17 protein-coding genes are annotated in these 24,528 nt (G+C 71.8%); 12 read left to right on the top strand and 5 right to left on the bottom strand.

The features are described 5' to 3' along the window. Positions 1-7: 7 nt before the first annotated feature. The gene (locus tag ACLIN4_RS33565; RefSeq protein WP_411576518.1) at positions 8-1,834 is read right to left on the bottom strand and encodes a glycoside hydrolase family 35 protein; all 1,827 of its coding nucleotides are present in this window, start codon (positions 1,832-1,834) and stop codon (positions 8-10) included. Positions 1,835-2,040: 206 nt separating this feature from the next. Between ACLIN4_RS33565 and ACLIN4_RS33560 the strand changes: the two genes are divergently transcribed. Then, the gene (locus ACLIN4_RS33560) at positions 2,041-3,081 is read left to right on the top strand and encodes a LacI family DNA-binding transcriptional regulator (RefSeq protein WP_100045133.1); all 1,041 of its coding nucleotides are present in this window, start codon (positions 2,041-2,043) and stop codon (positions 3,079-3,081) included. Between the two features lie 54 nt (positions 3,082-3,135). Here the strand turns inward: ACLIN4_RS33560 and ACLIN4_RS33555 are convergent, their stop codons facing one another. Further along, entirely contained in the window at positions 3,136-7,146 is a 4,011-nt protein-coding gene (locus ACLIN4_RS33555; protein WP_411576517.1) for an endo-alpha-N-acetylgalactosaminidase family protein, read from the bottom strand. Between the two features lie 379 nt (positions 7,147-7,525). Here ACLIN4_RS33555 and ACLIN4_RS33550 point away from each other — a divergent pair, with 379 nt between their 5' ends. Beyond that, positions 7,526-8,140: a dihydrofolate reductase family protein gene (locus ACLIN4_RS33550; protein ID WP_382086058.1), complete on the top strand. Its 615-nt coding sequence runs from the start codon at positions 7,526-7,528 to the stop codon at positions 8,138-8,140. Positions 8,141-8,190: 50 nt separating this feature from the next. Here the strand turns inward: ACLIN4_RS33550 and mgrA are convergent, their stop codons facing one another. Next, the gene (gene mgrA / locus ACLIN4_RS33545) at positions 8,191-9,237 is read right to left on the bottom strand and encodes an L-glyceraldehyde 3-phosphate reductase (RefSeq protein ID WP_411576516.1); all 1,047 of its coding nucleotides are present in this window, start codon (positions 9,235-9,237) and stop codon (positions 8,191-8,193) included. A 224-nt stretch (positions 9,238-9,461) separates the two neighbouring features. Between mgrA and ACLIN4_RS33540 the strand changes: the two genes are divergently transcribed. Continuing rightward, the gene (locus tag ACLIN4_RS33540) at positions 9,462-10,352 is read left to right on the top strand and encodes an SDR family oxidoreductase (RefSeq protein WP_100045129.1); all 891 of its coding nucleotides are present in this window, start codon (positions 9,462-9,464) and stop codon (positions 10,350-10,352) included. A 41-nt stretch (positions 10,353-10,393) separates the two neighbouring features. Here ACLIN4_RS33540 and ACLIN4_RS33535 read toward each other — a convergent pair whose 3' ends face one another. Together ACLIN4_RS33535 and ACLIN4_RS33530 are read right to left on the bottom strand one after the other, a co-directional pair. Further along, positions 10,394-11,056: a phosphoribosyltransferase gene (locus ACLIN4_RS33535; protein ID WP_382020842.1), complete on the bottom strand. Its 663-nt coding sequence runs from the start codon at positions 11,054-11,056 to the stop codon at positions 10,394-10,396. Between the two features lie 74 nt (positions 11,057-11,130). Then, positions 11,131-11,802, bottom strand: a complete 672-nt coding sequence (locus ACLIN4_RS33530; RefSeq protein WP_382020845.1) for a dienelactone hydrolase family protein — start codon at positions 11,800-11,802, stop codon at positions 11,131-11,133. A 357-nt stretch (positions 11,803-12,159) separates the two neighbouring features. Between ACLIN4_RS33530 and ACLIN4_RS33525 the strand changes: the two genes are divergently transcribed. The 9 genes from ACLIN4_RS33525 (at position 12,160) to ACLIN4_RS33485 (ending at position 24,522) form a co-directional block, all read left to right on the top strand. After that, a complete protein-coding gene (locus tag ACLIN4_RS33525; RefSeq protein ID WP_381912000.1) occupies positions 12,160-13,164 on the top strand; it encodes a glycoside hydrolase family 125 protein in 1,005 nt (334 codons plus the stop codon). Between the two features lie 184 nt (positions 13,165-13,348). Continuing rightward, positions 13,349-14,371, top strand: a complete 1,023-nt coding sequence (locus ACLIN4_RS33520; protein ID WP_289908316.1) for a YncE family protein — start codon at positions 13,349-13,351, stop codon at positions 14,369-14,371. A 113-nt stretch (positions 14,372-14,484) separates the two neighbouring features. Beyond that, positions 14,485-15,288: an SDR family NAD(P)-dependent oxidoreductase gene (locus ACLIN4_RS33515; protein ID WP_257101570.1), complete on the top strand. Its 804-nt coding sequence runs from the start codon at positions 14,485-14,487 to the stop codon at positions 15,286-15,288. 447 nt (positions 15,289-15,735) lie between these two features. Further along, positions 15,736-16,566, top strand: coding sequence for a class I SAM-dependent methyltransferase (locus tag ACLIN4_RS33510; RefSeq protein WP_100045144.1), 831 nt, complete (start codon positions 15,736-15,738; stop codon positions 16,564-16,566). Between the two features lie 331 nt (positions 16,567-16,897). Beyond that, the gene (locus ACLIN4_RS33505; RefSeq protein ID WP_382052278.1) at positions 16,898-17,986 is read left to right on the top strand and encodes an urea transporter; all 1,089 of its coding nucleotides are present in this window, start codon (positions 16,898-16,900) and stop codon (positions 17,984-17,986) included. 100 nt (positions 17,987-18,086) lie between these two features. Further along, positions 18,087-18,707, top strand: a complete 621-nt coding sequence (locus ACLIN4_RS33500) for an SRPBCC family protein (RefSeq protein WP_381911995.1) — start codon at positions 18,087-18,089, stop codon at positions 18,705-18,707. A 36-nt stretch (positions 18,708-18,743) separates the two neighbouring features. Continuing rightward, the gene (locus tag ACLIN4_RS33495; RefSeq protein ID WP_107477520.1) at positions 18,744-21,056 is read left to right on the top strand and encodes an FdhF/YdeP family oxidoreductase; all 2,313 of its coding nucleotides are present in this window, start codon (positions 18,744-18,746) and stop codon (positions 21,054-21,056) included. A gap of 432 nt (positions 21,057-21,488) precedes the next feature. After that, positions 21,489-23,615 (top strand): SpoIIE family protein phosphatase, encoded by a 2,127-nt coding sequence (locus ACLIN4_RS33490; RefSeq protein ID WP_411576515.1) that lies wholly within the window; start codon positions 21,489-21,491, stop codon positions 23,613-23,615. 232 nt (positions 23,616-23,847) lie between these two features. Then, positions 23,848-24,522: a hemerythrin domain-containing protein gene (locus ACLIN4_RS33485; RefSeq protein WP_306416632.1), complete on the top strand. Its 675-nt coding sequence runs from the start codon at positions 23,848-23,850 to the stop codon at positions 24,520-24,522. Positions 24,523-24,528: the final 6 nt, after the last annotated feature.

The following is a 24,528-nucleotide window of genomic DNA, read 5'->3' as shown; positions in this document are numbered from 1 at the left end:
CGGGAGTTCAGTCGAAGGTCTCGACGTACTCCTGCGGCGGACCCAGTTCGGGGTGTCCGCGCAGTTCCACGCGGTCTCCCGACTCCTCCAGTTCGAGGAGGGTGAGCGTGTTGTCCCCGGCGGTGGTGAGGGGCGCGGGCAGATAGAGCGTGGTCTGCGGCCCCACGTTCCAGTAGCGGCCGAGCAGGAAGCCGTTGATCCAGACGAAGCCCTTGCGGAAGCCGGGGAAGGCGAGGAAGGTGTCGGCCGCTCCGTCGGCGGTGAAGCCGGCCGTGGCGAACCCCGCCCCGCCCGGTCTGCCGGGCAGGGCCGGTGGCGTCGCGGAGGGCTCCGGCGAGGCGGTGACCCGGTCCAGGTGGTCGGCGGTCCACTCGTCGAGGGGCAGCGGGCGCACGGTCCACCGGTGCACCCGTCGGCGGTCGATCCGGACCGCGCCGAGGATGCCCTTGCCCTGCCCGAGGAGCGGCCCGTAGTTGATGCGGCCCTGGTTCTCCACCAGGAGATCGAGGCGGACGGCCCGGCCCGCCCCGTCGAGGGCGAGCGTGCCCGTCTCGCGGTCGAGGACCCCGGCCGGTTCGCCGTCGACGAAGACCTGCGCCCGGTCGTGCAGCCCGGACACGCCCAGTTCGACCGGGCCGTGCGGCAGCACGGGGTGCGCCCGGTAGAGGACGAGCCCGCCGGACAGTCCCAGTTCCCCGAAGGTCAGCGGGTCGGGCGAGTCCACGGCCTCGGAGGCGGTTTCCAGGGCCGTCAACAGGTCCGGGCCCGGTGTGACGGGGAGGGTGCGGGCGGGAAGGAGCGCGGGCGGGGCGGGCAGTGGCCGCCGCGGCCGGTCGGTGACGGTGAGCAGCACCTCGCGCATCCGGTGGAACTTGTCGGTCAGGGCCCCGTGCTCGGCGATCGGCGCGTCGGAGTCGTAGCTGGTGACCGTGGGCTGGAGGGCGCCGTCCGCGTGGTTGGCGCCCGCCCACAGGCCGAAGTTGGTCCCGCCGTGCGCGGGGTAGAGGCTGACCGAGCCGCCCTCGGCGAGGATCTCGGACAGGGTGGCCACCGCACTCCCGGGCGACCGTGTGTGGTGCTTCTCGCCCCAGTGGTCGAACCAGCCGTTCCAGAACTCCGCGCACACGAACGGCTCCCCGTCGCGGCGCGAGCGCAGCAGCCGGGCGGCCTCGGCGGCGCGCGAGCCGAAGGTGGCGGCCGCCAGTACCCCGGGGAGGGTGCCGCCGTCGAGCATCAGTTCGGTGGGACCGTCGGCGGTGTAGCACAGCTCGGTGATGCCCCGCTCGGTCAGGGCGTCGTGCACCCACCGGACGTAGCCGTGATCGTCGCCGTAGCTGCCGTACTCGTTCTCCACCTGGACGGCGACGACCGGGCCGCCGTGGGCGGCCTGGAGGCCGGCGAGCCGGGGCACGAGGACGTCGAACCAGCGGGAGACCTCGTCGAGGTACGGGGCGTACGAGGAACGCAGGCGCATGCCGGGCCGGTCGGTGAGCCAGGCGGGCAGGCCGCCGTTGTCCCACTCGGCGCAGATGTAGGGACCGGGGCGCAGGACGACGTCGAGCCCGGCTCTCGCGGCGAGGTCCGCGAAGCGCTCGACGTCCCGCCAGCCGTCGAAGCGGTGCTCGCCCGGCCGCCGCTCGTGGAAGTTCCAGGCGATGTAGGTGTCCACCGTGTTCAGGCCCATCGCCGCGAGACGCGCCAGGCGGTCGGCCCACTGCCGCGGGTGGACCCGGAAGTAGTGCATCGAGCCGGCCAGGACGCGGTGCGGCCGTCCGCCGCGCAGCAGTTCGCCGTCCGGATGGGTCAGCAGGGCGGTCGGCGCCGTGCGGTTCATCCGGCGGCTCCCGCCGTTCGCGTACGCGTCTCGGGCACGGCCCCTCCTCGTGGGCGCGCGGGTCGGTGAGTGCACGGGTGGGTCCGCGCGGCTCCCGCGCCCGTGGCCGGAACTATGGCACAGAATGTTATCGATGCCAATGTCACAGGGCTCGCGGCCCGGACCTGGCCTGTATCATCCGGAGCGCCTACGCGAGAGAGGACCCCATGGAGACGGCGAAGGGTGCGGGGGCAGCCGGACGGGCGCCCGGTATGACGGACGTGGCCCGGGTGGCGGGGGTCTCCGCGCAGACCGTGTCGCGCGCGCTGTCCGGTCACCCCAATGTCCGCCCGGAGACCCGCGCCAAGGTGCTCGCCGCCGTCGAACAGCTCGGCTACCGCAAGAACAGCGCCGCGGGGACGCTGTCCTCCGGACACAGCCGGACCATCGGCGTGGTCACGCTGCAGACGACGTTCTACTCGCGGGTGACGCTGACCTTCGGCATCGAGCAGGCGGCCCGCGCGGCCGGCTGGTCGGTGGTCACGGCCTCGACGGAGTCGCTAGACACCTCCGTCGTCGAGGCGGCACTGACCCGGCTCGCCGACCAGGGCGTCGAGGGCATCGTGCTCGCCATCCCGCTGATCCACGTCAGTCCGCGCATCGAGCAGCTGACCCGGTCGCTGCCGACCGTGACGGTGGACGGTTCCCGCACCGCCGCCTCGGAAGTGGTGGCCGTCGACCAGGTGGAGGCGGGCCGGCTGGCCACGCGCCACCTGCTCGACCTGGGGCACGAGACGGTCTGGCACGTGGCGGGGCCCGACGCGTGGCTGGACGCGCAGAGCCGGCTCAAGGGCTGGCAGGAGACGCTGGAGGCCGAGGGCCGCGGCGTCCCGCCCGTCCTCACCGGCGACTGGACGCCTGCGTCGGGCTACCGCAACGGACTCGTCCTGGCCCGGATTCCCGAGGTGACCGCCGTCTTCGCGGCGAGCGACGAGATGGCCTTCGGCGTCATCCGGGCACTGCACGAGTCGGGCCGTCGCGTGCCCGGGGACGTCTCGGTCGTCGGGGTCGACGACATCGACCTCGCGGCGTACTGCTCGCCGTCGCTGACGACCGTCTCCCAGTCCTTCACGGACATGGGGGCGCTGGCGTTCCGTCACCTGCTGCGGCACATAGAGGACCCCACGGCCGGACCCGAACCCGCCTCGGTCGAGCCGAGACTGGTCGTGCGCACCAGCACCGCCCCGGTCGCCGACAAGGCCGGCTGACACCGGGACGGTGCGCGCGCGGCGGCCACCGGGGGCGGTGCCACCGTGGCCGAACTAGGCGCGCCGGGTGGGCCGTTCACCCGGCGGGAAACCGGTGGGCGGGTCGGCCAGGGCGCCGAAGACGCGCAGCTCGGCGGCCGCGGCGAACGGCTGTCCGTTGAGCGCGTTCAGCGCGGTGAAGCGGACGTGGGAGGCACGCACCGGGTCGAACGAGACCCGCTGGACGTGCTGCGCGTCCACGAGCGACCCCTCGGCCACCGTCGTCCAGTTCCGGCCGTCGTCGGAGACGGCGACCGCGTAGTCCTTGACCCGGCCGTTCGGCCCTCCGCTCTGCCGTCCGAGGTAACCGAGGCCGTTCACCTCGGCCTCCCCGCCCAGCTTCAGGGTCACCCAGTGCGGGTAGGGCGCGTCCGCGTCCGTGTAGTCGGTGTGCCAGATGGTGCCGGGGTCGCCGTCGAGCACGTTGCCGACCGGGCCCTCCGCGCTGCCGGAGGAGCGGTTCTCCGAATCGGCGGTCGCGGTCATCGAGGACGGGGAGAGCACGGGTACGTCGGAGACGGCGGCCCCGGCCCGCGCCGTGACCGTCTTGGTGACGCCGGAGTCGTCGTAGAGGGCCGTCGCCTTCCAGGTCGCCGTCGTGCCCGCGGCGCTCTCGGGCGGGGTGAGCAGCCACTCGGTCGTGACGGTCTTGCCCGGGGCGACCGAGCCGAAGAGGTTTCCGTCCTTCTCCTTCACCTCCACGGTCCAGCCGGCCGGGACCCCGTCCAGGGTGACGGCGACGTTCTCCGCGTCGGTCGCCTCGTTGTTGGTGAACGTCGTCCGGTACTCACCGGGCGCGCCCGGGCTGAGGTCGGCGCCGACGGGAGCGGTCAGCCGGGCGCAGGCCGGGCCGCCGTCCACCGGCCCGAGGTCCGTGACCCGGAAGTCGTCGAGGACGAAGTCCGTGCCCGCGGCCCCGCCGAGCTTGCGCAGACCGACCCAGGTGTCGCCGCAGCCGGCGACGATCTCCCTGGTGTACGTGGCGGTGTCCAGGGCGGGTTCGAAGGTCTCGCGGGTGATCTCCCTGGCCTCCGTCGTTCCGTTTCCGACGGTGTCCGCGCCGGTCACCCAGGCCCACTGTCCCGGGACGTTGGTCTGGTAGCGGAAGGAGACGGCGTACTTGTGCCCGGCCTCGAAGGGCACGGTCGCGGGGACGGTGCGGTACACCAGCCCGGTGTTCTCCGCGTGCGACTTCAGCGAGTGTCCGGCGCCGATGACGTCGTCGACCGCCTTGCCGTCGAGTGCGCCGTCGTCGTACGGCTGGTGGCTGTTCTTCCACTCCTTCTGGCTGTAGGGGGCGTGCAGTTCGCTGATGCTGGTGCGGGGGTCGGTGACACCGCCGGCGTCGCCCTTGACGAACGGACCCCAGCCGGGCTGGTTGCCCTCGAAGTCGTTCTGCGCGATCACCCCGCTGTCGGGCGGCGGCAACGGCGCGGTGGTGTCCGGCATGACCCGCAGGTCGTCGAGGACGACGGCCGCGGCTCCGGGTTCGGCGGTGACGGCGACGGTGGCCTTGCCGTCCGCGGGAGCGGTGAAGGCCACGGAGGCGCGCTGGGAGTAGGTGTCCCGCTTCTCGTCGGCGGCCGTCCAGTTGCGCGCCGGGGTGATGTCGAAGGTGTTCTCGGCCTCCTCGCCGGCCCCGGTCACGCTCAGGGTGGTGGCGCGCCGGTGTCCCGCGGCGATCTCCACGTCGGCGCTCAGCGTGTACCGCTTGCCGGGGGTCAGGCCGTCCACCCGCTGGGACACTCCGGAGGCGTCCGGGCCGAGCCGGGCCACGTTGTCGCCGTTGCCGGCCCGAGCGACGGCCGCGCCGCCTCGCGGGTGCCAGGCGTCCAGGTCGCCGGCGTTGAAGCCGGGGTCGGCGAGGCCGGTGCCCTCGCCGTAGCGCGGGTCGGTGTGCGGTGCCTTGCCGCCGTGGGGCACCAGTACGTACGGCCGGTTCGCCTCGGCGGTCAGTGTCACCTGGCCGTCGCGTGCGCTCACCTGCCGGGCCGCGGTGCGCCCCTGGTCGGTGAGCTCGTACAGCGTGAAGTCCTGCGTGCCGGCGAACTGCCGGGTGAGGTCGAAGGTGTGCGTGCCGCCGGAGCCGCTGTAGTAGTACATCTTGTCGGCGTCGCTCGGTGACGAGGTGCCGTCCTTCTTGTCGGCGTGGCCCCAGGGCAGCAGGTAGGTGTCGCCGTCGAGGACCACCGCGTCGCCCATGGTGATCCGGCGCTCGCCGTCCGCCCTGGTGACGGCGACGCCGCCGGTCAGGCGCGCGCTCCTGCCGAAGTCCCAGTCCATCACCTGGAAGTGCTGGAGGAACTTGGTGGGCAGGTTGTCGGTCCAGATGTTGCGGTAGAAGGCGTTCCAGTCGTCCTGCCCGGTCCAGCCCTCGAACTCCTTGATGCTGGAGCCGCCCAGCAGCGGGTCGACGTTCCACACGTCTCGGTCGGAGTTGGCGAGGAAGCGCACGATGTTGGAGTTGATGCCCTTGTTGGTCGCGCCGCCGTAGTTCTTGTCGCTCGCCCAGTGGGACCAGACCGAGGTGCCCTCGAACTTGTACGACCACTCGGTGGTGACCTCGAAGCCCATCTTGCGCAGCTCGGAGGCGAGTTCGTCGGCCAGCCAGCCACTGGAGTAGTAGACGTCGATGTAGACGCTCTTGAGCTGCGGGTGGTCCTTGCGCAGTTGCCGGAAGCGGTCCAGGACGGCGCCGCTGCCCAGGTCGGTGCGCTGGTCGATGTGGTAGGCCTGGTTGAGCCAGTTCCAGCCCATCCCCTGGCCCTTGATCAGCACATCGCTGAAGTTCTTCGCCTGGGGGTACGCCTCGGTGGCGTTGACGTGGACGGCGAAGTCCGCGTTGTAGCGGGCGCCTCCGCGGATCAGCTCGTTCAGTTCGGCCCGTCCGCCCGCCCGGACGTTCTCGTTCCCGCCGTAGTCCGGGTGCCCGGAGTCGTGTCCCTCGCTCGCGTATCCCTTCTCCAGGACCCACTGGCCGAGGTCGTCCGTCGCCATCGAGATCCGCTTGACGTTGTCGAGCGTCTTGAGGAACGGGTTGGTGGCCTGACTGGCGAAGTTGAACGGGATGTGCTGGACGACCCGTTCGGGCACCCGGTCGGCGCCCAGCGGGCGGGTCATGTTCTTCCGGTGGGCGATGGCGGCGTCCTGCCAGTCGACCCGGGAGTCGCGGTTGGTGTCCGTGGCGAGGACGACGGTGGTCCTCGGCAGCTCGTAACGGGAGACGCGCGGATCCTCGGCGCCCTTGGGCGCGTACGTGTAGTCGCCGACGGACAGCTCGGCGCGGCGTGCGCCGTCGCCGGCGTCCACGATCCGTGACTGGAGCCGGGTGTTCCAGTTGTCGTTGTCGCCCTGGGCGAAGTCGTCGGTGGCGTTCGTGATCAGACCCGCCGCCAGTCCGTCGTGCGCGACGAACCCGTAGGGCGTGCCGACCGGTGCCTTGTCGGGCTCGGTGGCGCCGGTGATGTCGATGAACCGGTCGGCCGTCGTCGTGGAGTCGGTCGATATCTTCGTACGGGCGAGGCTCGCCCCGCGGTCGGCGGAGTCGACGGAGACGAGTGACTGGCCGGGGATCGCGAGCTCGTTGACGGTGGCGGCGGCGCTGCCGGAGATCTTCTCGACGGCGAAGACCACGGTGCGCCGGTCGGTGACCGTGATGCTGGAGGTCAGGGTGAGGTCCGGCAGATCGGCGAAGGTGGAGGTGTAGGTGGCCTTGTGCCGGTCCTTCTTCATCGTCGTCCGGGCCTTGTGCGCCTTGCCGTTGACGGTGAAGGTGTCCAGGACCTCCGTCCTGCCGTCCAGCCGACGGCCGTCGAGGTCGTAGGAGACGACCTGCGGGAACTCCTCGGCGACCCGCACGGTCAGCCCGCCGCGCGACAGCGCGACCGGCGTGGCCGGATCGTCGGGTTCGCTCGGCGGGACCGGCGACCACGTCGTGGACGCGTCCGCCGGCGAGGCGGGTGTCGGGGAGCCGGATGCCGGGGAGCCGGCGTGCGCCGGCCCGGCAGCGGTCGACAGAACGCTCATGACCAGCATCGCGCCCACCGCGGCCGCGGCGCCTGATCTCCATCGGGTCGTACGTCTGGGTGTTCGGGGTTCTCGCAGGTTCATGGCTACCATCCAGCGGCTCCTCGGGCCGGCACTGCTCACCGGAGAACACGGGGACCATAGTGGAAATGGCATCGATAACACCAGGGTGCGTGCCGACGGAACCGCGCACGTCCGTCACCGGCCCGCGAACGGGCGGGCTCTCCCCGGCCCGCCGGTCGACGGAGGGCTGCTCAGGCCGACGGCATTCCCGGCGCGGTGACCGGCCTCCCCGTCGCGTGCCCGGGGCACGGCGACTCGTCCTCGCGCACGAGCGGCACGCACGATGAGTTCGGGGAACGTGGCGAGTCTTCCTTGTATGACTCGCATCATCGCCGACATCTCGATCTCGCTCGACGGCTTCGTCACCGGCCCCGATCCCGGCCCGGACAACGGTCTGGGCACCGGCGGTGAGGCCCTGCACACCTGGGCGTTCTCCGACGACCCCGACGACCGGCGCCTGCTGCGGGAGGCGACCGCCCGTTCCGGGGCCGTCGTCCTCGGCCGCCGGCTCTTCGACGTCGTCGACGGGCCGAACGGCTGGGACGACACGACCGGCTACGGCGCCGGCGAGGTCGGCAAGCCCGCGTTCGTCGTCGTGACGAGCTCGCCACCGGAATCCGTGCGCCTCGCCGACCTCGACTGGACGTTCGTCACCACCGGTCTGTCGGACGCCGTCGCCGCCGCGCGCGAGCGGGCCGAGGCCGCGTCGGCACACAGCGGCAAGGACCTCGACGTGATGCTCATGGGCGGCGGTGCCACGATCGGCTCGGCGCTCGACGCGGGACTGGTCGACACGCTGAGCCTGCACCTCGCCCCCGTGTTGCTGGGCTCCGGAACGCCCCTGTTCACCGGCGGGACGCGGCGCACACTGGTGCGGCGCGGTGTGACTCCGACGTCGACGGCCACCCATGTGACCTACGACGTCCTGTGACAACCGAGCACCGTGGACGAGGCGGTGCCGGCCCAGTGCCCGCCGGTGGTTCAGCCGAGGGTGCCGGTGCGGGCCCGCCGCCAGAGGTCGACGCTCTCGTCGGCCACCGCGTGCTTGTCGATCTCGGCGAGTTCGTCCTCGCCGAAGGCGAGGTTGTCCAGCGCGGCCACGTTCTGCTCCAGCTGTTCGGTGCGGGAAGCGCCGATGACCAGGGAGGTCACGCGGGCGTCGCGCAGCGCCCAGGCGAGCGCCATCTGGGCCAGGCTCTGCCCGCGGCGGGCGGCGATGTCGTTCAGGGCGCGCAGCCGCCGGAGCATGTCCTCGTCGAGCCAGTCGGCCGCGAAGGACTTGCCCTGCGTGGCGCGGGAGCCCTCGGGGATCCCGTCGAGGTAGCGACCGGTGAGCAGGCCCTGGGCGAGAGCGGTGAACCCGATGACGCCGAAGCCCTCGTCGGCCGCGGCGTCGAGCAGGCCCTCGGTCTCGATCCAGCGGTTGAGCATGTTGTACGACGGCTGGTGGATCAGCAGCGGGGTGCCCAGGTCGCGCAGGATCGCCGCGGCCTGCCGGGAGCGCTCGGCGTCGTAGGAGGAGATGCCGACGTAGAGGGCCTTGCCCTGGCGCACCGCGGTGTCCAGCGCCGTCATGGTCTCCTCCAGCGGCGTGGAGGCGTCCAGGCGGTGGGAGTAGAAGATGTCGACGTACTCCAGGCCCGTGCGCTTGAGGGACTGGTCGAGGGAGGCGAGGAGGTACTTGCGGGAGCCACCGCCCTGCCCGTAGGGGCCGGGCCACATGTCCCACCCGGCCTTGCTGGAGATCACCAGTTCGTCCCGGTACGGTGCCAGGTCCTGGCGCAGGATCCGGCCGAAGTTGATCTCCGCGGCGCCGTAGGGCGGGCCGTAGTTGTTGGCCAGGTCGTGGTGGGTGATGCCGAGGTCGAAGGCGCGCAGGGCGATCTCCCGCTGCGTTTCGAACGGCTTGTCGTCGCCGAAGTTGTGCCAGTAGCCGAGTGACAGCACGGGCAGGTCGAGACCGGAGCGTCCGGTGCGCCGGTACTGCATGGTGCCGTCGTACCGGCCGGGGGCGGCGACATGGTTCATGGGGTTTCTCCGTGGTGCGAAGGATGGTGACCGGTCCGTGACTGCGGACGTCGCGTCATCATCGCGCGCGGTTCGTGCGGCAGTCCAACAAGAACGGCTCATGGCATTGAGCACTCCCGCTTCTCGACGCCGTCGCCGACCGCGTCCCGCATCCCACCTTTCGGCCGGCCCTCCCGGGGAACACGGTCGCTGACTTCCCCGTACGACGACACCAGGAGGCCGACGTGGCGGACGACCAGCGCGACCAGCAGGACCCGACGGACCAGTACCCCCGCCCCGACTTCGCCGCCCAGGACCAACCGCACCCGGGCTGGAGCGGGCCGATGGACCCGCCGCCCGACCACGGTGAGGATTCGTACCGCGGGTCGGGCCGGCTGAGGGGCCGCAGGACCGTCATCACGGGCGGTGACTCCGGCATCGGCCGCGCGGTGGCCCTGGCCTTCGCCCGCGAGGGCGCCGACGTGCTGTTCACGTACCTCGCGCAGGAGGAGGGCGAGGCGCGGGAGACGTCACGGCTCGTGGAGGAGGCCGGGCAGAAGGCCGTGGCCGTCTCCTGCGACATCCGTGCGGAGGACGAGTGCCGGGCGCTGATCGACCGGGCGGTGTCGGAGTTCGGCGGCATCGACGTCCTGGTGAACAACGCCGCGTACCAGATGGCGCAGCCCGACGGCATCGAGGCGATCCCGACGGAGCAGTTCGACCGGGTGATGCGGACCAACCTCTACGGCATGTTCTGGCTGACCAAGTTCGCGCTGCCGCACATCCCCGCGGGCGGCAGTGTCATCAACACCACCTCGGTCCAGGCGTACAAGCCCAGCCCGCACCTGCTGGACTACGCGATGACCAAGGGGGCGATCGTGACCTTCACCCAGGGTCTGGCCCAGATGGTCGCCGAGCGCGGCATCCGGGTGAACGCGGTGGCGCCGGGCCCGGTGTGGACTCCGCTGATCCCGGCGACGCTGCCGGACACGGTCGAGTTCGGCAAGCAGAGTCCGCTGGGCCGTCCCGCCCAACCGGCCGAGCTGGCACCGGCGTACGTCTACCTCGCCTCCCAGGAGGCCGGTTACGTCACCGCGGAGATCCTCAACGCGACCGGAGGGACGCCGCTGCCCTGAGCCCCGGATGCGGTCCCGCTCCCGCTCCCGCCGATCGCGTCTCAGGCCCCGCGCGTCGAGGTGCGTCGGGCGTCCAGCACCCGGACCACCTCGTCGTCGCCGACTTGGTCGAAGTCGTCGTACCAGAGGCCGACCGCCCCGAAGTCCGGCGGCTGCTGGAGGCAGACGACGTCGTCGGCTTCCGCACGCATCTCGACGGCGGTCTCGGGAGCGCTGACGGGCACGGCCAGGATCAGCCGGTCGGGTCGCAGCGGGCGCAGGTGGCGCAGGGCGGCGCGTGCGGTGGCACCGGTGGCCAGGCCGTCGTCGACGACGATCACGGCGCGGCCCTGGACGTCGGGCGCGGAGCGGTCACCCCGGTAGAGCAGGGTGCGACGGTTCAGTTCCTCGCGTTCACGGGACACGTCGGGAGCGAGCCGGTCCTCGGTCAGACCGAGCATCCGAAGGGCGCGCTGGTCGAACAGCGGCGGGTCGTCGCCCACGATGGCGCCGATGCCCGTCTCCGGCCGTCCGGGAAGACCGATCTTCCGCGCCACCAGCACGTCCAGCGGTGCGCCGAGCGCGTGGGCGACCTCGGCGGCCACCGGTACGCCCCCGCGGGGCAGCGCGAGAACGAAGGGCCGGACGAGTTCGCGGCCGGAAGCCCACTCCCTGAGCCGAAGACCGAGCTGCCGGCCGGCTTCCCGGCGATTCTGGAATCCCATGACCTGTCCGCCTGTCTCTTCGGGGAATGGAAGGCTGTGGCCGTCGGGCTCGCACCTCGGGTTCACCGGTGGCCTCAGCCGGAGCGTTCATCGGCCGCTCCCCGGGTCAGGTGCTCACGGAACCAGTCGGCGGCGGCCTCGGTGACCTGCTCCAGGGCGCCCGGCTCCGGGAAGAGGTGCGTGGCGCCCGGTACGACATGAGTTCGATGGGGCGCCGAAAGCTTCCGTGCCGCCTCGCGGTTGAGTCCGAGAACCGTCGTGTCGTCGCCTCCGACGACGAGCAGCACCGGGGCGGTGACCAGGGGCAGCGCGTCGCCGGCCAGGTCCGGCCTGCCTCCCCTCGACACCACCGCGGACACCCGTCGAGGTCGCTCCACGGCCGCCATGAGGGCGGCGGCCGCTCCCGTGCTGGCGCCGAACAGGCCCACCGCCAGGCCCGCCGTGTCCGGGCGCCGCTCCAGCCAGTCGACGGCGTCCGCCAGGCGCCGGGCCAGCAGGGCGACGTCGAAGCGGTGCTCGCCCGTGGCGGTGTCCTCGCGCTCCTCGTCCTCGGTCAGCAGGTCCAGCAGGAGAGTGCCCAGCCCGGCCCGGTGCAGACCGGCGGCGACCGCCCGGTTGCGCGGGCTGAGACGCGAACTGCCGCTGCCGTGCGCGAACAGAACCGTGCCCCGCGCCTCGGCGGGAACCACGAGGTCGCCGGTGAGGGTGACGTCTCCCGAGGGCACCCTTGCGGTTTCGGAGACCATGTGCGCTCACATCCCGGAGCTTTCCGTACGCGCCGGACGGGTACCCGGGCGGACGAACCGACACACCCCGCCGGGCGCCGGGCTCGGCCACCGGCTTCGCCCTTGGCCCCTGACCGTGACGACCTGGTGATGTCGACGAAGGCGGGGCCGTTGCCCGGACCGAACGGTGTGCCGAGCGGGCGGGCGACGGCCGATCGCGGTGAACGGGTTGCCGTCGCCTCCTGGTCAGCCGTCCGCTTGGCCCGGTTGCCCGTCCGTGCCTCCCGCGCCGGGTGAGCGCAGGTGGAGGACGACGGCCGCCGTGCCGAGAGCCGGCACGTCGACGGGGACGGCACGGTCCGGCTCCGGAGTCACGTCGTGCGTGGCCGAGCCCAGGTTCCCGGCGACCTGTGCGAGAACCCCTGGGTGTGGGAGGAGAAGTACGAAGTCGACTCCCTCGCCTTCCCCCTCCTGCTGGCCCACCGCTTCTGGGCGGCGACCGGACGGACCGACCACGTCTCCCGGACGCTCCGCACGGCGCGCACCGTCATCGCGGTGTGGCGCACGGAGCAGGACCATGAACGTCTCTCCGCCTACCGTTTCCGTCGCCGGGGCGGTCCACCCGGCGACACGCTGCCCGACGCCGGACGAGGAACGCCGGTCAGGCGAACCGGCATGACCTGGAGCGGGTTCCGTCCCAGCGACGACGCGTGCCGCTACGGGTACAACGTCCCCGCGAACCTGTGTGCCGCGGCCGCCCTCGACGGCGTCGCCGAACTGGCCCGCCACGCCCGCGCCGCCGAACTCGCCGAAGACGCCGCCCGACTGGCGGCGGAACTCCGGACGGCCGCCGTCCAGCACGGCACCGTCCAGCACCCCGAGTTCGGCTCGATCTACGCCTACGAGGTGGACGGCAACGGCAACGCGCTGCTCATGGACGACGCCAACATGCCCGGGCTGCTTTCGCTGCCCCTGGTCGCGCACGTTCCCACCACGGACGCGGTGTACCTCGCCACACGACAGTTCGTCCTCTCACCGGCGAACCCCACCTGGCACCGCGGGACAGCGGCCGAAGGCGTCGGCAGCCCGCACACGCCCGATGAGCACATCTGGCCCATCGCCATCGCCGTACAGGGTCTGACCAGCAACGTCAGAGCCGAGCGCATCAACGCTCTGGAGACGCTCCTGTCGACCGACGCGGGCACGGGCCAGATGCACGAATCGTTCCACAAGGACGACCCCCGTCGCTTCACCCGCCCATGGTTCTCCTGGGCCAACGCGATGTACGCCGAACTCGCCCTGGACATCGTCGACCTCGGCACCCGACCCCTGTGGGCCTCTCCCCCACCCACGTCACAGGCTCCCCGGCACCAGATGTCGTAGGAGCTCGCGACGATCTCCCTCCCCCGGGCCCGGCACGTCCCGCCGGCGAAGCAGCTTCGTCGAGCCGGGCGAGCCGGTTTGCCCGGCACGACCCGCACGCATCAGTCTCGTCAGAAGACGCGAGGCAAGCGCACCACCTCGCGCAGGAAGACGGACAGGCGAGAGACCGAGGTGAGCAACTGTGGTGACGCGCCGAACAGTGATCACGGCAGCCGGGGCAGGAGCGCTGGCGTCCGGGCTGCCCACAACGGCCTCCGCCCTACCCGGCACCGCCGGCACGGACGTGCTGGCGGTGGTGGAGAAGAGCGGTCACGCGGTGGGGTTCTACGACGCCGGATCGGGCCGACGGATGCGGACCGTCCCACTGCCCGACCACCCCCACGAGATGGTCGTCGACTCCCGCAAGCGGTTCGCGTACGTCGGACACTACGGTGTGCGCATGTCCTCGACCGCCGGCGAGGGCGGTGCCGCGGTCTTCGTCATCGACCTCGCCGGACGAAGCCTGGCCCGCACCATCGACACCCGGCCGTTCAACCGCATCCACGGCATGGGCATCGACGAGCGGGACCGGCTCTACGCCCTGAGCGAGGAAAAGGCCGTGCTGCTCGGCTTCGACACGCCCGCCACCGATGAGGCGCCGACCAGGGCGGTTCCGGCACACGGCATCAAGACGCACCTGTTCACCCTCAGCCGCGACGGTGAACGGGCTTATGTGACCGGGTTGTTGTCGCACACGGTCAGCCTCGTGCGCCCCCACGACGCCTCCGCCCCTCCCCTCGTGGTGACTCCCGGTCAGCTGCCCGAGAGCAGCTGCCTGAGTCCGGACGAGAAGATCCTCTTCGTCGGAGTCCGCAAGAGTTCCTCCCTGGTCGCCATCGACGCGCGGACCATGAAGGTGGTGCGGACCCGGAAGGTGGGCGGGGACCCGCTGCGGGTGTACTCCGTCGACGACGACCGGTTGCTGGTGACGGACATCGTCTCCCACACCCTCACCCTCTACAGCACGGCACTGCGCCGGATCCGTTCCCTGCGCCTGAAAGGCGTCCCGGCCGCGGTCTCCTTCCATCCCGACCGGTCCACGGCCTACGTGTCCCAGCTGGGCACCAACGACATCGCGGTGATCGACATGGACCGGTTCGCCGTCATCGGCGGCTTCGGTACCGGTCTGGAACCGGACTCCTCGGTTCTGCTTCCGGCGGGCGCGTAGGCAGGGCGCCGATGCCCCGACGACCTGCACGAGGGGGTGCTCCGTGCGGCGACGCGGGTACCCGCTCGCGGGCGCCACGTCGTGGCCCCGGCGCGGAAGGAGGTGACGAGGCCGTGAGCACGGGAACGGGTACGGCACGTACGGCCCTGGTGACAGGTGCTTCCTCGGGAATCGGCGCGGCGTACGCGCGGCGGCTGGCGAAGCGGGGGTGGGACACCGTCCTCGTGGCCAGGAGAGCGGACCGCCTCGACGACCTCGCCCACCACCTGCGCGCGGAGGGGGACACGACGGTGGAGACGCTCGTGGCGGACCTGTCGGACCCCGAAGATCTCGCCCGCGTCACTGAGCGTGCCGCGGGGGACGACATCGGTTTTCTGCTCAACAACGCGGGGATCAACGGCTACGGCCCCTTCGCCGAACTCGCCCCGCCCCTGCTGCGCAAGGTGCTCGACATCAACGTGCTGGCCGTCACGGTGCTGGCGCGCGCCGCGGTGCCGGCCATGCTTTCCCGCGGCCACGGCACTCTCGTCAACGTGGCCTCACAGCTGGCGTTCGCCGGCGCTCTGCCACCGGGTCCACTGCCCGAGCGCGCGGTGTACGGGGGCAGCAAGGGGTTCGTCGTGACCTTCACCCGTACCCTCGCCGCCGAACTGGCCGGCACTCCCCTGCGCGTCCAGGTCCTGTGCCCGGGACTGACGGCCACCGAATTCCACCGCTCACGCGGCCAGGACCCCGTCCCGGGTCGGGAGCCGTCGGTGCACGAGGAGGGTGGGGCGCCGGTCGGCGAGGTGATCGACGCTTCGCTGGCCGCCCTCGACGCCGGAGAGGTGGTCTGCGTGCCCGGCCTCGCCGACAACGGCCCGGTGACCGCCCTCGAACAGGCCGAACTCGCCCTGCGTGCCGCGGCCCGCCGCTGACGAGGACTCCAGGCGTCCCCCTGCGGAGTCCCTTGCTCAGGGGAAGCACGACCCTGCGCCGCGCACGGGCGTGCGAAGGCTGGGATGCTGGAGACAGCGCTGCCCGTGACGATTCTCCGGACAGGGTGGTGAGCGCCGTGGCCGAGAACTACCCGAGCACCCCGGATCCGGCCGTCCCGTCCGCCGGTCCCTCTGAGGCCCCTTTCCCGCGCACGCGGCTCGTGCTTCCCGGCCGGCCCACGGCGTTCCTGCGGCGGCCGGTGCGCGCCGTGGCGGCTGCGGCGGTCCGGCCCGCCGTCGGACGGCCTCGTCTCACTGCCCTGCCCCCCGGTCCGGTCCATCGTCATGATCGCTGTCTCGGGCTTGATCATCTGGGTCGGTCCGTCGTGCAGCGCGGTCCCGATCCGCTGTGCCCGACAAGCCGTACGGATGAAAGAGGAGCACGTCATGACGGAAACAGCGAACACCCGCGAGGCAGACCTCGCGCTCAAGGCCAAGCACCGGACGATGTGGGCGCTCGGCGACTACCCGGCGATCGCGAGGCGTGTCGTGGCGGGCCTCGGCCCCGTCCTGGTGGACGCGTGCGCCGTGAAGGAGGGGGACCGGGTGCTTGACGTCGCCGCCGGATCCGGGAACGCCTCGATCCCGGCCGCGCTGGCCGGCGGCGATGTGGTCGCCTCGGACCTCACTCCCGAACTGCTGGCCGTGGGGCGCGCGGAGGCGGAGGCGCGCGGAGCGGTACTGAGCTGGCAGGAGGCCGACGCCGAGGCGCTGCCGTTCGAGGACGCCGCCTTCGACACGGTGATGTCCTGCATCGGCGTCATGTTCGCCCCGCACCACCAGGCCGCTGCGGACGAACTGGTACGAGTCTGCCGGGCCGGTGGCACGATCGGGCTGCTGAGCTGGACTCCCGAAGGGTTCATCGGTCGCATGTTCGCCACCCTCAAGCCGTATGCGCCGCCCCCTCCCCCGGGAGCGCAGCCGCCGCCGCTGTGGGGGAAGGAGGAGCACGTACGGGCGCTGCTGGGCGACCGGGTCACCGACGTCGTCTCACGCCGACAGTCGATTCGCGTGGACGCGTTCAGCGATCCGGAGGACTTCCGTGAGTTCTTCAAGGCCGCTTACGGACCGATCATCGCCGTCTACCGGAACATCGGCGACGACACGGAGCGCGCCGCCGCCCTGGACGCGGCCCTCACCGACCTGGCCCGCGACGCGCTGCGGGACGGGGTGAGCGACTGGGAGTACCTGCTGCTCACCGCCCGCCGGAGCGACTAGGCCGCATCCGACCGACCGCTGCAGGCAGCGGCCGAGGACCGGTCTCGCTTCCCCCTGCGCCGCCGCGTCACCGACGCGGTCGGCCGAAAGACAGGCATCGGGGTCACCCCTGAACACCGGAACTGCCCGCCGACAGGCCGCGGGGTACGGGTGCCGGTCGGAGGCCGCCGGTGTGCCGCACGTCCACCGGATATCGTATTGCGGAAACCAAATACCGCTTCGCAGAAAGATCGGGGGACGGGACGTGCGACGCTCGGTACGAGCCCGGTGGTGGGGGTCTTCAGCACACGCGCCGGGCTTCTGCCCGCAGGTGCTGCGCGGCTTGGGCCAGGTGGTGTTCCAGGCGAACGCGTGGACGGGGGCCGTCTTCGCCGCGGCCCTGTGCTTGGCCGACTGGCGGTTCGCCGCGTATGCGGTGGGGGGCGCAGCCCTGGGTACCTGGACCGCACGCGCGCTCGGAGGGTCACGCCACCGGCGGGAGGCAGGTCTCGAGGGCTTCAACTCCGCGCTGCTCGCCCTCTGCTTCGCCGTCTTCCTCGGCCGGGACCGGCCGGCCACGGCGTTGGTCGCCGCCGCGGGCTGCATCGTGGTCACCATCGGCACGGCGGCGGCGGTACGTCTCCTGAGCGTCTGGAACCTGCCGCCGCTGACCCTCCCGTACTGCCTCCTGGCGGTTGCGGTGACCGTGGCCGCGCCCGCCTTCCGGCGGATCTGGCCGTTCGATGCCGGCCTCGCCGCGCTGCCCGACTCGGCCTCCGGGCGGACCGCCCTGCACTTGAACGAGCTGGTGCCGGCGTTCTTCCACAACGTGTCCCAGCTCTTCTTCCTGGAGCTGTGGTACGTGGGCGCGCTGTTGCTCGCGGGCCTCCTCCTCGCAAGCCGGACGGCCGGGCTGATCGCCTGCGCGGGCAGCGTGACGGGCATCGTCACCGCCTGGGCGCTCGGTGCGCCGGCCGACCGGATCGCCGACGGCACCATGGGCTACAACGCGGTGCTGGTCGCGCTCGCCCTGTGCGGGGTGTTCCTGCCGGCGACGCCGACCACGCTGTTGTTCGCCCTGCTCGGCGCCGCGACCGCGACGGCTCTGACCCCCACCGTCGCCGCGCTGCTCTCGCCGTCCGGCGGGCACGCCTTCACCTGGCCTTTTGTGCTGACGACGTTCGGCTTCCTGGCCGCTGTCCGCTCCTTCCCGCGGTTGTCCGGCGCGGACCGCGCCCCGGGCTCCGTTCCGGCAGCGGGCCTCCGTCGTCGTACCGGTGGTCGTCCGTGCCGGAGATCCGCGCGGGCCGGGTCGTCGACCGGTCGGGCACGTGAGCGGCGCGGGGACGATACGGAGCCGGTCACGTGCACGGTGAGGTCGAGCCTCATCCACGCGGGCCGGGTTCGGGCGCCCGGTCCGCGTACCCCCGGCCCGAAGTGACTCGAAACGCCGGATGTGGGAACCGGGAGGGGAAGCCCCGACGCACGAGGGGACGCCGGGTGCCCGGACGCCTGGTTCCCTCACCGGAAGAGAGACCACGATGGCGCAGCAGAACGACGGCCTTCGGGCCGCACCGAGCACACCGGGGACGCGCACCGACGGTGACGGGGGCACGCGCCGTCGTCCGTTGCGCGAGCGGCACGTCGACCAGACGGTCGAGGTGGCGGTGCCGGTACGGACGGCGTACAACCAGTGGACGCAGTTCAAGTCCTTCCCTCGGTTCTCGGCCGTGGTCCGCGACGTCGAGCAGGTCCGGCCCACCGTGACCGCCTGGACCATCGGCTACGGACCCCTGCGCCGCCGCTTCGCGGTCGAGATCCTGGAGCAGGACCCCGATACCTACCTGGCCTGGCGCGGCCTGGAGCAGAGGCCGTGGCACCGGGGCGAGGTCGAGTTCAGGCCGACGGAGTCCGGCGGCACCGCGATCACCGTCCGGATGCTTCTGGAACCGCGGGGAGCCGCGAGGATCCTCACCCGTTCGTCCCGGGCCGCCCGGCTGACCACCCGACTGGTGCACGGCGAGCTCATGAGGTTCAAAGGGTTCATGGAGGGGCTGGGGCAAGAGGGCGGCGCCTGGCGCGGCACCATCCGCAACGGCCGCGTGCAACACGATCGACCGGAGCCGCCCAGGAGCCGGGTGGCCCAGTGGCCCGTCGGCTGACCGGAGGGCCGGACACGGCGAGAGAAAGGCGAGCACATGCAGAACCCGCCCGGTGAGGAGCCGGAGACCAGCCTCTCCGTGACACCGCCGAAGAAGTGGGCGGCCGGAGTCCCCGCGGTCGTGCACGCGCTGGAGTACTCCCTGGAGCAGACGTCCGCGCGCAAGGCCGGGGTGGACCTGCTGGCCATGAACCAGGTGGGCGGGATCGACTGCCCCGGCTGCGCGTGGGCGGACCCGGCCCCGGGCCGGCGCCACCGCAACGAGTACTGCGAGAACGGTGCCAAGCACATCAACGACGAGGCCACCACGCGGCGGGTGACCGCCGGCTTCTTCCGTGAGCACAGCGTCGCCGACCTCGCCGGCCGCTCCGACATGTGGCTCAACCAGCAGGGCCGGCTCACCGAGCCGATGATCAAACGGCCGGGCTCCGCACACTACGAGCCCATCAGCTGGAACGGCGCCCTGGGGATCCTCGCGGAGGAGCTCACATCGCTGGCCTCGCCCGACGAGGCCGTGTTCTACACCTCGGGCCGCGCCAGCAACGAGGCCGCCTTCGTCCTGCAGCTCTTCGCCCGCGCCTTCGGCACCAACAACCTGCCCGACTGCAGCAACATGTGCCACGAGTCCAGCGGCTTCGCCCTGAGCGAGACCCTGGGGACCGGCAAGGGCACCGTCAGCCTGGACGACCTCCACCACGCCGATTTGATCTTCCTGGTCGGGCAGAACCCGGGCAGCAACCACCCGCGCCAGCTCAGCGCGCTGGAGGAGGCCAAGCGGAACGGCGGCCGGATCGTGGCCGTGAACCCGCTCCCCGAGGCCGGGCTGCGACGCTTCAAGAACCCACAGCAGCCGCGCGGGATCGTCGGACGCGGCACCCAGATCGCCGACCGCTTCCTGCACATCAAGCCCGGCGGCGACCTCGCCCTGTTCCAGGCCCTCAACCGCCTGCTGCTGGAGGCCGAGGACGCCCGGCCCGGCACCGTCTTGGACCACGACTTCATCGACGCCCACACCACCGGCTTCGAGGAGTTCGCCCAGCACGCCCGCACGGTGGACTGGGGCGACGTGTGCACGGCGACCGGGCTGACCCGCGAGGAGATCGAGAAGGTACGCGACGAGGTCCTCGAGAGCGAACGCGTCGTCGTCTGCTGGGCCATGGGCATCACCCAGCACAAGCACGGCGTGCCCACCGTCCGGGAGATCGTCAACTTCCTGATGCTCCGTGGCAACCTGGGACGCGCCGGCACCGGTGCCTGCCCGGTACGCGGCCACAGCAACGTCCAGGGTGACCGCACCATGGGCATCTGGGAGCAGATGCCGGACACCTTCCTCGACGCCCTGCGGAAGGAGTTCGGCTTCGACCCGCCGCGCGCCCATGGCCTGGACTCGGTGGACTCGATCAGGGCGATGCGCGAGGGCCGCGTCAAGGTCTTCCTCGCCCTGGCCGGCAACTTCGTCCGGGCCGCGCCCGACAGCGACGTCACCGAGGAGGCGATGCGCTCGTGCCGGCTGACCGCCCACATCTCCACCAAGCTCAACCGCTCGCACACCGTGTGCGGTGACACCGCACTGATCCTGCCGACCCTGGGACGCACCGAACGCGACGTCCAGGCCGACGGCGAGCAGTTCGTCACCGTCGAGAACTCCATGAGCGAGGTGCACACGTCCCGGGGCCGCCTCGAACCGGCCTCCCCCATGCTCCTCAGCGAGATCGCGATCCTGTGCCGGCTCGCCCGGCTCACCCTGGGCGACACGGCGGGCATCCCCTGGGAGACGTTCGAAGGCGATTACAACACCATCCGCGACCGCATCTCCCGCGTCGTGCCGGGCTTCCACGACTTCAACGCACGCGTGACCCGGCCCGGGGGCTTCCTGCTGCCCAACCCGGTCAACGAGGGCGTCTTCAACAACGAGGTCGGCAAGGCCCTGTTCACCCGCAACGAGAGCGTGGTCCCCCGGGCGCCCGAAGGCCATCTGCTGCTGCAGACACTGCGCTCGCACGACCAGTGGAACACCGTCCCCTACACCGACAACGACCGCTACCGCGGCATCCACGGCAGCCGCCACGTCGTACTCGTCAACCCGGCCGACATCAGCGCACTCGGCCTCGCCCAGGGCGATCACGTCGACCTGGTGAGTGTGTGGTCGGACGGCACCGAGCGCCGGGCCGAGAACTTCCAGGTCGTCCCCTACCCGGCCGCCAAGGGCTCAGCCGCCGCCTACTACCCCGAGACCAACGTCCTGGTACCGCTGGACAGCGTCGCGGACATCAGCAATCAGCCCACGTCGAAGGGCATCGTCGTCCGCCTCGAACCCGTCCTCGACCGGACGCAACCCTCACCCGCCTGAGCTGCGGCACGATTCCGAGGGGGCCCGCGACTGCGGCGGGCCCCGTCGTGTGCCCGGGCTGTCCGCCGCAATTCGCTGCTCCGCCGTGCCGAGCGGCCCCAGTCCTTCCCGCGACTGATCCGCAGCGCCCGTTCCAGCCGACGCGGCGGAGCCGAGGGCCGCGGGCGCCCCGGCAAGGAGCCGCGGCGCCCGCGGGTGAGCAGTAGTCGGCCGGACCTGCCTGCCGGGGACCGGGACGCGCGTGGGCGCAACCGGCTCGGCGCCGAGCAGAACCACGTCCTCGTCCTCGCCCAGCCGATCGCAGCGCCCCGTCCGCGAGACCCGGCTGCCGCATCGGGCCTCCCGGGGAGGACCCAGGCGCACCTTCCGCGCAGTCACGTCGGCACTCGGCTGCACCGCCAAGAGCGCCCGACTTGGCATACCGTCGTATTTGTGAGTGATGACCTGCCTGTCCGCGACGACGACACGGCTTCCCTGGACGAAGCGCTCAGCGCCACGGTCCGTCGCACGGGGGCTTTGGCAGGTGGTCTGTACCTGTTGGCGGCACGGGAACCCATGCTGGGTCTGGCCGCGGTGTGCGGTATGCCGACGGCGACCGTGGCTCCGTGGCGGCGGGTGGCGATATCGGCAGCGGGGCCCCTGTCGGAGGCTGTGCGGGAGGACCACCTGGTCTGGGTCGGCCGCCAGGAGGACCTCGCCCGCGTGTACCCGAACGCCGCGGCCGGCATGCCCTACCAGTTCGCGGCGGCCTTCGCGCCCCTGCACGGTGACCGCCGCTACGGGGCGATGGTGCTCGTGTGGTCCAGGAGTCACCCGCCGTCCCTGACCCCGCGGGAACGCGGACAGATCCAGTCCAGCGCGCGGCGCCTCACCCAGGTACTGGACCAGGCACCCGCCTCGTGGGCCCTCCCGGACCAGCCGCGCACCGTGCCGCTGCGACGGCCCGACATGGCTTCGGCACAGGCCCGGCTCGCCGCCGTCGACCTGGTCCAGCGACTGCCCGTCGGCGCGCTCGGCCTCGACCTGGAGGGGCGCGTCACGTACCTCAACGACGCCGCGGCACAGCTGCTGGGCCGCCCGGCCGACCGTCTCCTGGGCACCATGCCGTGGCAGGCCGTGCCATGGCTCGACGACCCGGTCCACGAAGAGCACTACCGCGCGGCGGTCTTCAGCCGTGAGCCCGTCGCCTTCACCGCGCTGCGCCCGCCCGACAGCTGGCTCGACTTCCGGCTCTACCCGGACGAGAGCGGCATCAGCATCCTCGTCTCCCGCAACAGGAGCCACCAGCACCCGCCCGACGGGCCACCACCTCGTATCAGCGCCCCGCTCACCTCTCCGCCAGGCCCCGCCACGGGGCGGGTCCACCAGCTGATCCACCTGTCGGCCGCACTCAGCCAGACCGTCACCACGGCCGACGTGATCGACGTGGTGGCCGACCAGATCCTGCCCGCCTTCGGAGCCCAGGGCATGGTCATCTCGACCGCCGACTCCGGACGCCTCAAGATCACCGGCCAGCGCGGGTACGACCCGCGCACCATCGCCCGCCTCGACGGACTGCCCCTGGAAACGGACGTGACACCCGCGGGTCACGTGCTGCGCAACGCCACTCCGGCCTTCTTCGCCGACCCCGACGAGATGGCCCGGGCCTATCCGAGGGCCCCCGCACTGAGCGGCAAGCAGGCATGGGCGTTCCTCCCACTGGTGGTGTCCGACCGGCGCGTCGGCTGTTGCATCCTGTCCTACGACCGGCCGCACCCCTTCGGTGCCGGTGAACGCGCCGTGCTCGTCTCGCTGGGCGGGCTCATCGCCCAGGCGATGGACCGCGCCCTGCTCTACGACGCCAAGCACGACCTGGCCCACGGCCTGCAGCAGGCGCTCCTGCCGACGACCCTGCCGCGCGTCCCCGGCCTCGACGTCACCGCCCGCTACCTGCCGTCCGCCCACGGCATGGACATCGGCGGTGACTTCTACGATCTGATCCGTCTGAGCGACACCACGGCCGCCGCCGTCATCGGGGACGTACAGGGACACAACATCAACGCCGCCGCCCTCATGGGACAGGTCCGCACCGCCGTCCACGCCACCGCCAGCGCACACCCCGAGGAAGTCCTGGTCCGCACCGACCGCGTGCTGGCGGACCTGGAGACGGACCTCTTTGTCTCCTGTCTCTACATCCACATCGACCTCGCCGGCCACCGCCTTCACCTCGCCAGCGCGGGGCACCCTCCCCCGCTCCTGTGTACCGTGGCGCCCACACCGCACACCCGCGTCATCGACGTGGAGCCCGGCCCTCTCCTGGGCATCGGCTCGACGCCGGGAACCGACTACCCGGTCACCACCACTCCCCTGCCGACCGGATCGCTTCTCGCCCTCTACACCGACGGCCTTGTGGAAACGCCGCACACCGACATCACCGAAGCCATCGACGCCTTGGCCCAGCACCTCACCACCGCGAGCAGCCGACCCATCAGCGATCTCGCCGACGACCTGCTGCGCTACGCCGTACCGCGGCACACCCACACCGACGACATCGCCCTGCTCCTGCTGCGCAACCGATGAGACGTGTCCGCGTGCCGTCCCGTAACGCGATGACCGACGTACCGAGCTCTCGCCACACTCCCACCTCATCTGTCCTTGGAGGTGGCGCGCAGAGCAAGGCCCCAGAGGGGACGGCGCGGGGTGATGGATCACGCCCCGGAGGGGAACCCCGACTCTGCGGACCGGCCGCACCTCGGCACTGAGGAAGGCGGCGGTCCGGGTACCCAGACGTTACCGCGAGGCAGGAGCGACCGTGACCACCTCGATCACCCGCCGGGATTCCGCAGCGCTGGGAGGCAGTGGAAGCGTCCTGATGCGCCAGCGCAGGGATCACGCCCGGCTCGACACGATGATGAATCGCTGGCTGGCCGGCGGTGCGGACGAAGAGCTCGACGTCCTGTGGCAGGACATCGTCCAGCTGGTGTTCAGCCACGCCTTCGCGGAGGAGACTGTTCTGTGGCCCGTCCTGCGCCGAGTGGCTCCCGACGGCGAGGAGCTCACCGGTCGCGTGGAGGAGGAGCACCAGGCGATCAACGAACTGGTCGCGCGGGTCGAGAGGTCGCCCGACGACCCTCGGCGGGCCGAGTGGATCCGGCAGGCGTTCACCCTCATCCGCCAGGACATCCGGGATGAGGAGGACGAGCTGCTGCCTCATCTGCGGGACGCGTTCAGCGATCGCCGGTTGCGGCGGATCGGCGCCACGTGGGAAGCGGTGCGGGCGGCCGCTCCGACCCGCCCCCACCCCGGCGTCCCGCGTCGCCCGCCGGGCAACGCTCTGCGAGGTGTCCCCCTCAGCGCGTTCGACCGACTGCGTGATCTCGCACCGGTCAACGGCCCCGCCGCCCGCCGCGCCTTCTTGGTGGCCCTGGGCGCCGCTGGGGCTGCGGGCGTCGTCTTCCGCGTGGTCCGTGAGCGGCCCGGTCGGTGATCACGC

It is taken from the genome of Streptomyces mutabilis, assembly GCF_046628145.1.
GTDB classification, from domain to species: domain Bacteria; phylum Actinomycetota; class Actinomycetes; order Streptomycetales; family Streptomycetaceae; genus Streptomyces; species Streptomyces mutabilis.
Note: the sequence above shows the minus strand (reverse complement) of the source record. Positions and strands in the feature narration are given on the sequence as shown.